Below are 13,442 nucleotides of genomic sequence, written 5' to 3'. Positions count from 1 at the left end.
TGGGAAGGCGCCCCCGGGCTTCCTACGCTGGCAGCCGTGGACGCCTTCAGTCACCTCCAGGCCGGCCTGCGCGCCGTGCTGGAGGCGAACGCGCCGGGCTCGACGGTCGAGCACGTCGTCGTCGCGCTGCCCTCGTTCAGCATGGGCGAGACGCTCCTCGCCCACTACGCGACCCGTCTGCCCTCGCTGGAGCACCGCTACCTGCTCGGGGCCCTCCAGGTCGGCCGCACCCCCGGGGCGCACGTCGTCCTCGTCACCAGCGGTCCGCCGTCCGGCGACGTCCTCGACTACTACTCCCGGCTGGCGAGCCCCGACGACCCGGACGACGCCCGCCGCCGGATCTCCTGCCTCGTGGTCCCGGACGCGAGCCCGCGTGGGGTCGCGGCCAAGCTGCTGGACCGGCCCGACCTGCTCGGCGAGCTCCGCGAGCGCATCGGCGGCCGTCCCGCCCTCGTCGAGCCGTGGAACGTCACCGAGGACGAGGTCTCGGTCGCTCTGGCCCTCGGCGCCCCCCTCAACGGCACGCACCCGGCGCTGTGGTCCCTGGGGTTCAAGAGCGCGGGGCGACGACTCTTCACCGAGGCCGGGGTGCCCGTCCCCTCCGGCGTCGAGGACGTCCACGACCGGGAGCAGGCCGCCGCAGCGGTGGCGCTGATCCGGCGGATCCGTCCACACCTGGACCGGGTCGTCCTCAAGCAGGACAACAGCGGTGCGGGGGACGGCAACTGGGTGGTGTCCACCCGGGACGAGGACGGGCGCCGCGTCCCCAGGTCCCGGCTGGGGACGGACGCCTTCGGTGTGGTCCCGGACTGGTTCGCGGCCGACCTGGCCGCGGGCGGGGTCGTCGAGGAGCTCCTCCGCGGTCGCCGGGTCAGCAGCCCCAGCGCCCAGGTGGACATCCGCCCCGGGGGCGAGGTGCGCGTCCTCGCGACCCACGAGCAGGTCCTCGGCGGTCCCAACGGGCAGGTGTTCACCGGGTGCCGCTTCCCGGCCGAGGACGCCTACGCCCCCGAGCTCGCGCGCCACGCGGCCGCCGTCGGCGTCCGCCTCGCAGGGGCCGGCGCGGTCGGGAGGGTGGCGGTCGACTTCGTGGCCGTCCGGCGCCGGGGCACGTGGTCGGTCCACGGCCTCGAGCTCAATCTCCGCAAGGGCGGGACGACGCACCCCTTCACCGCCCTGCGCCACCTCGTGCCGGGCGTCTACGACCCCGGCCGGGGCTGGGTCACGCACGCCGACGGCCTACCGCGGTGCTACCGGTCGAGCGACACGGTCGAGGACCCTGCCTGGGTCGGCCTGCCCCCGGGTCGGGTCATCGAGGCCGTCGCAGGCGCGGGCCTCGCCTTCGACCACGGGACCGGGACCGGCGTCGTCCTCCACATGCTGTCGGCGCTGGAGCGGGACGGGAGGTTCGGGGTGACCGCCATCGCCCCCACGCCGGCGGAGGCGGACGAGATGTACGCGGCGGTACCGTCGGCCCTCGCGGGTCAGCGAGGGACGAGCATGGCCCGGGCCGCGGCGCGCAGGTCGCCGTCGGGGTCGGCCGCGAGCGCGTCACGCATCCGCTGGTAGCCCGCCCCGGCCCGGAGCATCGCCTCGATGCCGGCCAGCTCGGCCTCGCACCCGAGCTTCCGGGCGGTCGGCGCCAACCGGGTCAGGAGCTCGCGCAGGTCGTCGGTGACGAGCACCTCGCGGCTCTGGACGTCGGTGATGATGATGGCGTCCAGCCCGTACCTCGCGGCGCGCCACTTGTTCTCCTGCACGTGCCACGGAGGGAGCGGTGGCGGGAGGGTGCCGTGGTCGAGCTGGCCCTCGAGGTACCGGACGAGGCAGTGGATGAGCGCGGCGACCGCGGCGACGTCCTCGACGCGGGCGAGCCCGTCGCAGGTGCGCACCTCGATCGTGCCGAGCCTCAGCGAGGGCCGGATGTCCCAGCGGAGCTCGCTCGGGTCGCTGACGACGCCGGTGGTGAAGACGTCGCGCAGGTAGGCGCGGTACCCCGACCAGGTGTCGAACTGGAAGGGCAGCCCCGCGGTCGGCAGCTGCTGGAAGAGCATCGTCCGGTTGCTCGCGTACCCGGTGTCCTCGCCCGACCAGTACGGCGAGGACGCGCTGAGCGCGGTGAGGTGCGGGTGGTAGGTGAGGAGGGCGTTGATGAGCGGCCAGACCTTCGCCGCCGACCGGACCCCGACGTGGACGTGGACCCCGAAGATCACCATCTGCCGGCCCCACCACTGGGTGCGGTCGATGAGGGTGGCGTAGCGCTGCCCGTCGGTGACCTCCTGGTCGGCCCACCTCGCGAACGGGTGCGACCCGCCGCCGTAGAGGTCGACCCCCACCTCCTCGGCCGCGGCTCGGATGCGGGCGAGCCCCTCGACGAGGTCGGCGTGCGCCTGGGCGGCGTTCGCGCACACGCCGGTCGTCAGCTCGACGGTATTGGTGAGCAGCTCCTTGGTGACCCGGCTGCGCGCCGTGGCCTGGCGGGCGTGCGCGCCACCCGCGTCGTCGTCGACGAGGGCGAGCAGCTCCTTGGCGCGCGGGACGAGGTCGAGGGTGGTGGGGTCGACGAGGCCGAGCTCCCACTCCACGCCGAGCGTGCGCTCGGGTGAGGGCGGGAAGGTCAGCGTCTCGACGAAGGCCGCGATCTCGTCGGGCCCGGCCCCGTCGGGCACGCTGGTCATGGCGCCAGCGTAGCCGCGCCCCGGTCCACCCCCACCCGGCCTCGAGTGCGGACGACGGTGGCTGGGGCAGCCATGTCCGCACTCACCGCGGGGCGGGGCGGCCCCGCAGTCGTCAGGCGGCGACCAGCTCGGTGTCGTCCGGGCGGCCGGTGAGCTCGGCCCGCCGGTCGGCGGCCCAGCCCGGCCCGCGCAGCAGGAAGCCCCAGCGGTCGCGCCACGTGTCGGCGCCGGCGATGTCGCGGAGCATGTCGCGCCACTCGTGGCTCGCGATGCGCCACCAGCCGAAGCTGTCGATGTTCGTCGTCAGGCCGTAGACGACCGGCTCGCCCTCGGCCTCGAAGGTCCCGAACAGCCTGTCCCAGACGATGAGGATCGAGCCGTGGTTGCGGTCGAGGTAGCGCGAGTTCGAGCCGTGGTGGACCCGGTGGTGGGACGGGGTGTTGAGGACCCTCTCGAGCCGGCCGATCGAGCGGATCGCCTCGGTGTGGATCCAGAACTGGTAGATGAGGTTGAGGGCCCGGGCGTTCTCGATGACGCTCGGCCGCACCCCGGCCAGTGCGAGCAGGCCGTACGGGACCGTCATCGTCAGCCCCTCGGCGACGGGCTGGCGCAGCGCCGTCGAGAGGTTGTAGCGCTCGCTGCTGTGGTGGACGACGTGCATCGCCCACAGCCAGCGGCTCTCGTGGTTGAGCCGGTGGTTCCAGTAGTAGATGGCGTCCCACCCCACGACGGCCACGGTGTTCGCCACCCACCCGGTGCCGAGGTCGCGGCGGTTCGTCGCGTAGAGGCGCGTGGCGCTCGTCTGCGCGGCCCAGGTCGTCGCCACGGTGAGGGCGGTCGAGGCGACGGCGGCCGCCGCCGTCGCCCCGGTGACGCGCGCAGCCAGCGGACGCCGGCCCCGGTTCCGGTCCGTGCGGAGGGCGGACCCGGTGGAGAGGACCGGCCGGTCGCCGCGCCGGGAGGCGACCTCGAGGGCCGGGTGACCCTCGGGCAGGGTCCCCGCAGGCGGCAGGCCCCCCTCGGCCCGGCGCCGGCGGACGACGTCGGCGACCGTCGTCGCGGCGGTGGCGAGGACCGCCGTCGTCATGAGCGCCTTGCCCCAGCGCCCCACCCCCGGGGTCACGGGGTCGAGCAGCCTCTTCGTGACGAACGGAGCGGCGAGGCTGCCGACGCCCATCGCCAGGCTGGCGACGGTGTCGGCGAGCTCGTAGTCACCGGCTCGCACGGTCCCCGGAGGCGCCGGGTTGCGTCGCTCCCAGACGTACTCGGCCGTCATCGCACCGACGTAGGCGGGGATCGCGAGGACCGTGAGGTCGGGTCGGCGCACGGGTCGGGCCTTTCCGTCGGGGCGGGGATGCTACGGCACGTTACCCACCGGTAGGGCGCGGGTCGAGCCACTGTGACGCACCGCCCACCGACGACGCACGGCGACGGTCGCGGGCGGTCTCCACGGTCGCCCCGGTCGCCGACCACCGCCGTGTCGTAGCGTGCTCGCAGATCGGGCGACGACGGAGGACGAGGCGTGGGCACGGACGGCACGGCACCGGCGGGCGACGCGCCCGACGACGGGATCGACGGCGGGGCCGACGCCGGAGCGGGCGGGATGGGGCAGCGGCAGGCCGTCGCCCTCGTCTTCGGGTCCTCCGCGGCGGTGCTCGTCGTCGAGATCGTGGCGCTGCGCCTCCTCGCGCCCTACCTCGGCCTCACCCTCGAGACGAGCACGCTCGTCATCGGCCTGGCGCTGGCGGCGATCGCCGGCGGCTCGTGGGTCGGGGGGCGGTGGGCCGACGACCGCGACGGGCGCGCCCTCCTCGGCCTGCTCCTGTCGGCGTCCGGGGTCGTCGTCGCAGCGACCCCCTTCCTCGTCCGGGGGTCGGCGTCGTTCGCCGGAGGCGCCTTCCTCCTGCTCGCCGCCGCCGCGACCATCATCGTCCCCGGCTGGTTGCTCTCGGCGGTCACGCCCATCGTCACCAAGCTGCGGCTGCGCTCGCTCGCCCGCACCGGCGCGGTCGTCGGCTCCCTGTCGGGCATCGGGACGGTCGGGGCGATCACCGGCACGGTGCTCACCGGGTTCGTCCTCGTCTCACGGGTCCCGGTCACGTGGATCATGGTCGGCCTCGGCATCGGCCTCGTCGTGGCGGGCCTGGCCGTGGAGGTGGTCGCCCGGCGCGGTGCGGCCGCCGCGGTGGCGGGGGTCGTCCTCGTCGGGGGCGTTGCTGCCGGGGTGCTCCCGAGCGGGTGCGACGCCGAGACCCAGTACCACTGCGCCCGCGTCGAGGTCGACCCCGGCCGGGCGAGCGGGCGCACGCTCGTCCTCGACAACCTGCGCCACTCCTACGTCGACCTCGCCGACCCGACGCACCTCGAGTTCGACTACGTCCGGGCGCTCGCCGCGGCGACCGAGAGCCGCTGGCCGGCGGGCGCCCCGCTCGTCGCGCACCACCTGGGCGGGGGCGGCCTGACCCTCCCGCGCTGGCTCGCGGCGACCCGGCCGGGCACGACGAGCACCGTCTCGGAGATCGACGCCGGCGTCGTCGCCATCGACGAGGAGCACCTCGGTCTGCGCACCGGCCCCGATCTCGTCGTCCGGGTCGAGGACGCCCGCCTCGGGCTCGTGGCGGAGGACGCCGGCACGCGCGACCTCGTCGTCGGCGACGCCTTCGGCGGGGTCAGCGTCCCGTGGCACCTGACGACGCGCGAGTCTCTGACCGAGGTGCGCCGGGTGCTGCGCCCGGAGGGGGTGTACGCCGCGAACCTCATCGACAACGCCCCGCACGCGTTCGCGCGCGCCGAGGTGGCCACCCTGCGCACGGTCTTCGACCACGTCGTGCTCGCGACGACACCGGACGTCGCCGAGGGGCGCGGCGGCGGCAACCTCGTCGTGCTCGCGTCGGACGCCCCGCTCGACGCGGCCGCGTGGCAGCGCGCGGTCACCGCGCGCGGCACGGACTGGCGCGTCCTCGAGGGCGAGGCGCTCGACTCGTGGGTCGGCGCCGCGCAGGTCCTCACCGACGACCACGCCCCCGTCGACCAGCTGCTCACCCCGTACCGCATCACCGCCTGACCGCTCCTGCCCACGGCTGCGCCGGCGGCCCACCAGCCCCGGCCGCCCCGGCGGTCCCGGCCGCCCCATCGGTTACTCGCGGGTAAGCGCGGGTCAAGGCGGAGGTAAAAGTTCGTCCAGACCGGGGCGCCCGGACGTCCCGAAACCCCCGCGCCCCGTCTCTGCCGACCTACGGTCACGTGTCCATGACGCCCCGGGGCCCGACCGACAGGGCCGCCACCGCCCGCCATGCGACGGGGCTGGAGGAACGATTCCCCGTGAGAAGCACATCAACGACCGCTCTCGGAGCCGTCGCCCTGGCCGCCCTCGTCGGCCTCGCCGCCACCCCCGCGGCGAGCGCACAGGAGGACCGCGCCCCCGTCTCGGGCTTCCTCGCCGACACCCTCGGTGACCTGTCCGGCAGCGAGCGCGCCGTCGTCATGGTCCACGGCACCTCGCTCGCCGCCGCGCGCGACGCCGTGACCGCTGCCGGCCTGACCAAGGCGTTCTCCTTCGACCGCATCGGCGTCGTCGGCGCGGTCGGCACCGCCGCGCAGATCCAGGCCGTCCGCAGCAAGCCGGGCGTCACCTACGTCGAGGGCAACCAGCCGGTCGAGCTGTTCCAGGAGACCTCGAACATCGCCACCCGCGGCCTCGAGGCCTCGCGCACGCTGACCGGCGCCAACGGCCTGCCCCTCGACGGCAGCGGCGTCAGCGTCGCCGTCATCGACTCCGGCGTCGACCCGACCCACCCGTACTTCAAGGAGGCCGACGGCTCCAGCACGGTCGTCGCCAACCTCAAGACCGTCTGCGAGCCACTGACCGAGGGCGTCTGCACGGTGCAGAGGGTGCCGGGGAACGTCGACACCGACACCCTGTCGGCCGGCGGCCACGGCACGCACGTCAACGGCATCGTCGCGGGCAACCCGACGACCCTCACCGACGGCGGGAAGCTCCAGGGCGCCGCCCCGGGGGCGAAGCTCGTCTCCCTCTCGACCGGCGGTGGCCTGTTCATCATCGGCGCCGACGCCGCCCTCAACTGGGTGCTCGAGAACCACGCCGCCCCCTGTGGCTCCGGGGTCCCGGCGAGCACCTGCCCGCCGATCAAGGTCACGAACAACTCGTACGGCCCGTCCGGTGGCGGCTCGTTCGACCCGAAGTCGGCGACCGTCAAGCTCCAGCGCGAGCTCGTCAAGGCCGGCGTCGTCTCGGTGTGGGCGAACGGCAACGACGGCGGCGACGGCTCCGAGAGCCTGTCGAACCCGCCCGGCATGGACCCGACCGGTGGCATCCTCTCGGTCGCGTCCTACTTCGACCGGGACACCGGCACGCGCAACGGCACCGTCTCCGACTACAGCTCGCGCGGCAAGCGGGGCGACCAGTCGACCTACCCGGACATCTCGGCGCCCGGCGAGAACATCACGTCGTCCTGCCGCCTCTACCTGGCGATCTGCTCGACCGGGCTCGACCCGCGCAACGGCCCCGGCCCGCTCGACATCGGCACCTTCAACACCATCAGCGGGACCTCGATGGCCGCGCCGCACATCGCGGGCATCGTCGCCCAGCTGTTCCAGGCGAACCCGTCGGCCACCCCGGCGCAGGTCGAGACCGCGCTGAAGACGACGGCCTACAAGTACACCGACGGCGCCCCGTACGAGAGCGGCAGCCTCGGCACGACCTCGTTCGACAAGGGCCACGGCCTCGTCGACGTCGTGGCCGCGGCCGGCGCCGTGCGCTGACGTCGCAGCTCACCACCCGCTGCGCCGCGCGGCCGCCCGGTCGGGAACCCTGCAACCGACCGGGCGGTCCGTGGTGCGGCCCCCCTCGACGGGGGCCGCGCGACGGAGCACGATGGAGGCAGGTGCCGAGGGCCGTCGTCACCACCTGCGGCACCCCCCTCCCCCGGTGACGAGGAACCCAGGAGGACGCCATGAGGGCCGACCGCGGAGACCGCATCATCCTGGCCGGTGAGCACGTCGACAACCCGACCCGGGCCGGTGAGGTCCTCGGCTGCGGCGCCGACGGCGGGCCGCCGTACACCGTCCGGTGGGATGACGGGCACACCTCCACCCTGTTCCCCGGGCCCGGGTCGGTCCTGCGCGTCCTCGACGCCGGGGCGCAGCCGGAGACGGTCCCCGAGGCCACCCCGACGGCCTCGGGGGTGCTGCGCGAGTGGACCGTCCGGGTGACGATCTTCGAGCGCGGCGACGACACGACCGCGACCGTCGCGCTGCTCGCCGACGACCCCGACGCCCTCACCGCCCGAGGCACGAGCCATCGCGGCCCCGAGGACGCGGCCGACTCCCGCATCGGCGACGAGGTCGCCGTCGCCCGGGCGCTGCGTCATCTCGCCGACCAGCTGATGGCCACGGCGGAACGGGACATCGAGGCGAGCACGGGCGAGCAGGACGTCCTCGTGCGCGCCCTCTGACCACAGTCGCCAGAGGACGCGCACGTCGGTCACCAGCGGTCAGGGAACCGCGACGCGACCCTCCGCACGACCGTTGGAGTACCAGTGGCTCATGCCCGCGCGGTAGTTGTTGCTGCCGTACGCCGCGCGTAGGTCCGCGTAGGTCCCCATGTAGTAGGCGGGCCCGAACTCCGCCGACCCCTGGCGGCCCTCACTCATGCCGTTGACCGTGAAATGGTCGAGGACAGCCCAGTTGGCCCAACCCGCGAGGTCGCCGTAGCGAGCGCGGTAGTAGTTCGGCTCGAAGAAGGTCGACGCGCGCCGGCCCTCGAAACGGCCGTACGAGACGAAGTGGTTGATCGCCCCGGCGTAGTTGTTCCAGCCGTAGGCGGCCGAGACATCCGGCTGGACATTCATGTAGTAGATCGGGTCGAAGGTCGCCGACCCCGCTCTCCCCCAAGGAATCCCATAGTTCAACCAGTGCCACTGGACGTGGTCGTAGAAGTTGCCGCCCTGGGTCGCGACCTTGCCCTCGGCCCACGACCGGACGTCGGGGTAGGCGGCCGCGTAGAACTTGCGGTCGAAGATGATCCGCACCAGCCGCGGGTCACTCATGTTCGAGTTCTGGATGTAGGTGTAGCCCTGCGTACCGAGCTGGGCCCGCCAACAGTCGTTGTCGCACACGGCAGGCGGCGGGGGCGGCGGGTTCTTCTTCCACACCTTCACCCAGTTCACCTGGAAGTCCTGCGCCGGGTTTCCCGCGGTCTGCTTGTCGATGTTCGTGAGGATGGCGTTGAGCGGGGTGTCCTTCGCGTACTGCGGACCGTACGTCGCCGACAGCACGCCGTCCGTGTAGAACTTGATGTGCTGACCCGGTGCCCACTCGGCGTGGAACGTGTGGAACTGGTTGTCCATCAGGGGGTTCGTCGCCGACTGCGACAGGCAGTGCTTGTAGCCGGTCTTCGGCGTGTACGACGAGTAGTACGTGTGGTTGAGGCCGTAGTACGGGCCGTCGACGGTGCCGTGGTTCGTGGGCATCGACGTGGTCGCCTTGCAGCCGTTGGCGAGGGACTTCTGCCCCGAGTTCTCGATGACGTCGATCTCGTTGGTGGCCCCGGCCCCCGGGGCGGTGTTCAGCCAGAACGAGCTGAGATGCCCCTGAGAGGTGTGGACCTTGATCCGCGCGGCGAAGATGTAGGTGCCGGACCCGAACTGCGCCGTCGAGGTGATCCGGCAGCGCCACAGAGTCTTCGAGGCATCGGCCGGATCCTCGTTCGGGAACGGCTTCAGGGTGAGGATGCCGGCGGCGGTGTCGATGGTGGCGCACTCGTTCATCGGCCGTGGCTTCCACGTGCCGTCGGCGATCGGCTTGTAGCCGAGGTTCTTCCACACCGGTGCACCGCCGACCGTGTAGACGCTCATCCCGTCGTTCGGGTCGGTCCCCACCTCGTGCGCGAGGTTGAACCCGTCCTCGAACACCTTGGTCCAGGACGGGTCGCCGACCGGTGGCAGCGTGGCTTGCGATACCACTGCCGTCTGCACGGACGGCACGACGCGAGCGAGGGGCGCCGCCTGCGAAACGGCTGGACTCGCGCCCCCCGCAAGGCACGCGAGGACGGCAAGTCCGACGATGCTTCGATTCACTTTTCCCCTCCGAATGAATGGTTCTCCCCGAGTACCCGACGCCGTCGAGTGCGCCGAGCCTACTGACAACGCGCCGTTCGGCAACCGGAACCGCGCCGCCGCTCCCCAGGGGCGATGACAAGGCATGGATCGGGTCCGTCAGGGCCTTCGGCACGCAGCGACCGCCCGGCGGACGGGGGTCGCCGGGCGGTCGCCTCCTCGTGCGGTCACTTGGTGCACCCACGCTGCCGCCGGGATCGGGGGGAGGTCAGAAGCCTCCGTCTCTGGCCATGTTGTTGAAGCGGGAGTAGTGCCCCTGGAAGGCGAGCACGATGTCCTTGGTCGGCCCGTTGCGGTGCTTGGCGACGATGACGTCGGCCTCGCCGTCGCGCTCGGGGTCGGACCTGTCGCGGTGCAGGAGGATGACGACGTCGGCGTCCTGCTCGATCGAGCCCGACTCGCGCAGGTCCGACATCTGCGGGCGCTTGTCCGTGCGCTGCTCGGGGCCACGGTTGAGCTGGCTGATCGCGATGACCGGCACCTCGAGCTCCTTGGCGAGCAGCTTGAGCGCGCGCGAGAACTCGGCGACCTCCTGCTGGCGGGACTCGACCTTCTTGCCGGACGTCATCAGCTGGAGGTAGTCGATGACGATGAGCTTGAGGTTGTGCTGCTGCTTGAGCCGGCGCGCCTTGGCCCGGATCTCCATGAGCGACATGTTCGGGCTGTCGTCGATGAACAGCGGGCTGTCGGAGATCTTGCCCATGATGCGCGCCAGCTTGTTCCACTGGTCCTGGCTCTTCAGGCCCTTGCGCAGGTCCTGGAGCTGGATGGTGGCCTCGGCCGAGAGGATGCGCATGGTGATCTCGGTGCGCGACATCTCGAGGGAGAACACCGCGGCGGCCATCTTGTGCTTGATGGCGGCCGCCCGGACGATGTCGATGCCCAGGGTCGACTTGCCGACGGCAGGCCTCGCCGCCACGACGATCATCTGGCCGGGGTGGAGCCCGTGGGTCAGCTCGTCGAGCTCGAGGAAGCCGGTGGGGACACCGATCATGTCGTCGGTGCGCCCCGACGCGGCCTCGATCTCGGTGAGGGTGTCGTCGAGGATGTCGGCGAGGATCGCGTAGTCCTCGCCGCCGCGCTTCTCGGCGACCGAGTAGACCTCGGCCTGGGCGCGGTTGACGATGTCGTCGACGTCGCCCTCGCCCTGGGCGTACCCCATCTGGACGATGCGGGTGCCGGCCTCGACGAGCCGGCGCAGGACCGCCCGCTCGTGGACGATCTCGGCGTAGTAGCCGGCGTTCGCGGCGGTGGGCACCGACTGGATCAGCTGGTGGAGGTAGGCCTGGCCGCCCACGCGCGTGAGGTCGCCGCGCTTGCCGAGCTCGTCGCCGACGGTGATGGCGTCGGCGGGCTCGCCGCGGCCGAAGAGGTCGAGGACCGCGTCGAAGATCAGCTCGTGGGCGGGGCGGTAGAAGTCGTGCGCCTTGACCGCCTCGAGGCAGTCGGCGATGGCGTCCTTGTTGATGAGCATCGACCCCAGCACCGACTGCTCGGCGTGGAGGTCCTGGGGCGGGACGCGCTCGTCCGGCGGGCCGTCGGGCACACCGCCGTACCCGGTGCTCAGCTCCGCGATGGACACCTGCTCTACCCCTTACGTCCGGCTCGCGCCGGGTCGTCGACCTGTGGTGCGCCGGGCCCTCGGACCCGGGAGCAACCCTCCCAGTCGGCACCGACACACCCACGCGCCCGGCCACCGTAGGCGCACGACCGGGACCCACACCAACCCTGCCCGCCAACATCGGCCGAACGGCTGTGCACAGCGTGGGGACAAGCTGGGGAAAACGCCGCGCGGCGATGTGCACACTCGGTGGACAACCCTGTGGAACCCTCTGTGACCGGTCCCACGTCACCCCGGCCGACCTGCACGTTCACCATCCACGCCATGTGGAGGTGAGAAAGTTCGGGCGTGTCGGATGTCCACATGACCCCCTCGGCCGAACGGCCACCGGACGAGGCCGCGCAGGGCGCAACGAGACCTCGCGGCGCGGACCCCAGGGGCCTCAGCCGGCTCGGCCGTACCGCTCCGCGGAGCGTGCCCGCGCCTTGGCCGCCTCGACCTCGCGGTCCTTCGGCGGGGCGTTCGTCACGAGGTGCTCGAGGAGGTGGCGGACGACGTGCGCGACCTCGTCGACGGCCTCGTCGAAGGCCTGCTGGTTCGCCGCCGAGGGCTTGGTCGACCCGCTGACCTTGCGGACGAACTGGAGGGCGGCGGCGTGCACCTCGTCGTCGGTGGCGGGGGGGTCGAAGTTGTGGAGCTGGCGGATGTTGCGGCACATGCCTCCACGGTAGGCCGCCGACCCGACGGTCCGCCCGGTCGACGCCGGGGAGGTGAGGCTCGCCTCGCAGGCGCCGGCCGGGCGCCATCGCCACAATGGGGCCATGAGGACGGTGTCCACCGACGAGCTGGGCCGGGTCCTCGCCGCGCTCCCGGGCGACCCACGGGTCGTCGTCTCCGGCAACTCGGCGGTCCCGTGGCCGGCCGTCCGGGCGCTGGACGAGCACCGCGAGACCTACACCCTCCACGCGCTCAACGCGCCCCCCGGCATCCCCGACCGCGAGGGCGTCACGGCCGAGACGTGCTTCGTCGGCGCCGGGATGCGCCGCCACTCCCGGCTGTCCTACGTGCCGAGCCGGCTCTCCCTCGTGCCCGTCCTCCTCCACCGGCGCCTCACGCCCGACGTCGTCGTCGTCCACTGCGCACCGCCGCGCGACGGGGTGCTCAGCCTCGGCATCGAGGTCAACGTCCTCCCGGCGGCGCTCGAGGCGTGCCGGGCGCGCGGGGGCCTCGTCGTCGCGGTCGTCAACGACGCGATGCCCTACACGTTCGGCGACGCGCAGGTCCCCGTCGAGGCCGTCGACCTCGCCGTCGAGGTCTCCGAGCCCCTGCCGACGCACGTGGACACCGAGCCCGACGAGGACAGCCGCGCCATCGGGCGGCGCGTCGCCGAGCGCGTCCCCGACGGCGCGACCCTCCAGATGGGCATCGGCGCCGTCCCCGACGCCACCCTCGCCGCCCTCACCGGGCGCCGCGGCCTGCGGATCTGGACCGAGATGTTCTCCGACGGCGTCCTCACCCTCGACCGCCTCGGTGCGCTCGACGCGGACCACCCCCTCACCGCGTCCTTCCTCTTCGGCTCACAGGAGCTCTACGACTGGCTCGACGGCAACGAGCGCGTGCGGATGACGCGTACCGAGCGCACGAACGACCCCGGCCTCATCGCGCAGCAGCGGTCGATGACGTCGGTCAACACCGCGCTCGAGGTCGACCTGTTCGGACAGGCCAACGCGTCACGGATCGACGCACGCATCCACTCCGGCTTCGGCGGGCAGACCGACTTCGTCGTCGGGGCGCTGCACTCCCCCGGCGGGCAGTCGCTCATCGCGCTGCGGTCCTGGCACCCCAAGGCCGACGTCTCGACCGTCGTCCCGCTCCTCGACGAGCCGGTGACGAGCTTCCAGCAGAGCGCCGTCGTCACCGAGCAGGGGGTCGCCGAGCTGTTCGGCCACGACCAGCGCACCCAGGCGCGACACCTCATCGAGGAGGCCGCCCACCCCCGCGTCCGGGACGAGCTGTGGGAGGAGGCCGCCCACCTCGGGCTCGCCTGAGCGACAGGGGGATCCGATG

General features: G+C 72.8%; 10 protein-coding genes. 5 read left to right on the top strand and 5 right to left on the bottom strand.

Features of this window, described 5'->3' with window-relative positions:
- The first annotated feature begins 36 nt into the window (after window positions 1-36).
- Window positions 37-1,569, top strand: coding sequence for a peptide ligase PGM1-related protein (locus ACK8HX_RS05675; protein WP_411939687.1), 1,533 nt, complete (start codon window positions 37-39; stop codon window positions 1,567-1,569).
- On the opposite strand, the gene ACK8HX_RS05670 is transcribed toward ACK8HX_RS05675, so the two are convergent.
- Window positions 1,485-2,678, bottom strand: coding sequence for a glutamate--cysteine ligase (locus tag ACK8HX_RS05670; protein WP_411939686.1), 1,194 nt, complete (start codon window positions 2,676-2,678; stop codon window positions 1,485-1,487). The two genes, ACK8HX_RS05675 and ACK8HX_RS05670, sit on opposite strands and share 85 nt — an antisense overlap.
- A 112-nt stretch (window positions 2,679-2,790) precedes the next feature.
- On the bottom strand, window positions 2,791-4,005 hold the full coding sequence (locus ACK8HX_RS05665; RefSeq protein ID WP_411939685.1) for a sterol desaturase family protein: 1,215 nt from the start codon (window positions 4,003-4,005) through the stop codon (window positions 2,791-2,793).
- Between the two features lie 195 nt (window positions 4,006-4,200).
- Between ACK8HX_RS05665 and ACK8HX_RS05660 the strand changes: the two genes are divergently transcribed.
- The 3 genes from ACK8HX_RS05660 to ACK8HX_RS05650 all read left to right on the top strand — a co-directional run bounded on the left by ACK8HX_RS05660 (window position 4,201) and on the right by ACK8HX_RS05650 (window position 8,152).
- Window positions 4,201-5,742: a fused MFS/spermidine synthase gene (locus ACK8HX_RS05660; RefSeq protein ID WP_411939684.1), complete on the top strand. Its 1,542-nt coding sequence runs from the start codon at window positions 4,201-4,203 to the stop codon at window positions 5,740-5,742.
- A 257-nt stretch (window positions 5,743-5,999) separates the two neighbouring features.
- Window positions 6,000-7,460: a S8 family peptidase gene (locus ACK8HX_RS05655; RefSeq protein ID WP_411939683.1), complete on the top strand. Its 1,461-nt coding sequence runs from the start codon at window positions 6,000-6,002 to the stop codon at window positions 7,458-7,460.
- A 191-nt stretch (window positions 7,461-7,651) separates the two neighbouring features.
- Entirely contained in the window at window positions 7,652-8,152 is a 501-nt protein-coding gene (locus ACK8HX_RS05650) for a dsRBD fold-containing protein (protein ID WP_411939682.1), read from the top strand.
- A 39-nt stretch (window positions 8,153-8,191) separates the two neighbouring features.
- Here ACK8HX_RS05650 and ACK8HX_RS05645 read toward each other — a convergent pair whose 3' ends face one another.
- The 3 genes from ACK8HX_RS05645 to ACK8HX_RS05635 form a co-directional block, all read right to left on the bottom strand.
- Window positions 8,192-9,661 (bottom strand): glycoside hydrolase family 16 protein, encoded by a 1,470-nt coding sequence (locus ACK8HX_RS05645; protein ID WP_411939681.1) that lies wholly within the window; start codon window positions 9,659-9,661, stop codon window positions 8,192-8,194.
- A 361-nt stretch (window positions 9,662-10,022) separates the two neighbouring features.
- Window positions 10,023-11,396 (bottom strand): replicative DNA helicase, encoded by a 1,374-nt coding sequence (gene dnaB, locus ACK8HX_RS05640; protein ID WP_411939680.1) that lies wholly within the window; start codon window positions 11,394-11,396, stop codon window positions 10,023-10,025.
- Between the two features lie 421 nt (window positions 11,397-11,817).
- Window positions 11,818-12,093, bottom strand: a complete 276-nt coding sequence (locus ACK8HX_RS05635) for a DUF2277 domain-containing protein (RefSeq protein WP_411939679.1) — start codon at window positions 12,091-12,093, stop codon at window positions 11,818-11,820.
- A gap of 103 nt (window positions 12,094-12,196) precedes the next feature.
- Here ACK8HX_RS05635 and ACK8HX_RS05630 point away from each other — a divergent pair, with 103 nt between their 5' ends.
- Window positions 12,197-13,423 carry an acetyl-CoA hydrolase/transferase family protein gene (locus ACK8HX_RS05630; RefSeq protein WP_411939678.1) on the top strand — a complete coding sequence of 409 codons (1,227 nt, stop codon included), beginning with the start codon at window positions 12,197-12,199 and terminating at the stop codon, window positions 13,421-13,423.
- The last annotated feature ends 19 nt before the right edge of the window (window positions 13,424-13,442 follow it).

It is taken from the genome of Oryzobacter faecalis (assembly GCF_046764005.1).
GTDB lineage: Bacteria > Actinomycetota > Actinomycetes > Actinomycetales > Dermatophilaceae > Oryzobacter > Oryzobacter faecalis.
The sequence above is the reverse complement of the archived record's forward strand: the minus strand, read 5'-3'. Positions and strand labels throughout refer to the sequence as shown.

What these genes read in the sequence shown, in the direction of transcription:
- ACK8HX_RS05670 (WP_411939686.1), bottom strand. Translation starts at nt 2,678, where the DNA reads ATGACCAGCGTGCCCGACGGGGCCGGGCCCGACGAGATCGCGGCCTTC.
- ACK8HX_RS05650 (WP_411939682.1), top strand. Translation starts at nt 7,652, where the DNA reads ATGAGGGCCGACCGCGGAGACCGCATCATCCTGGCCGGTGAGCACGTC.
- ACK8HX_RS05635 (WP_411939679.1), bottom strand. Translation starts at nt 12,093, where the DNA reads ATGTGCCGCAACATCCGCCAGCTCCACAACTTCGACCCCCCCGCCACC.
- ACK8HX_RS05630 (WP_411939678.1), top strand. Translation starts at nt 12,197, where the DNA reads ATGAGGACGGTGTCCACCGACGAGCTGGGCCGGGTCCTCGCCGCGCTC.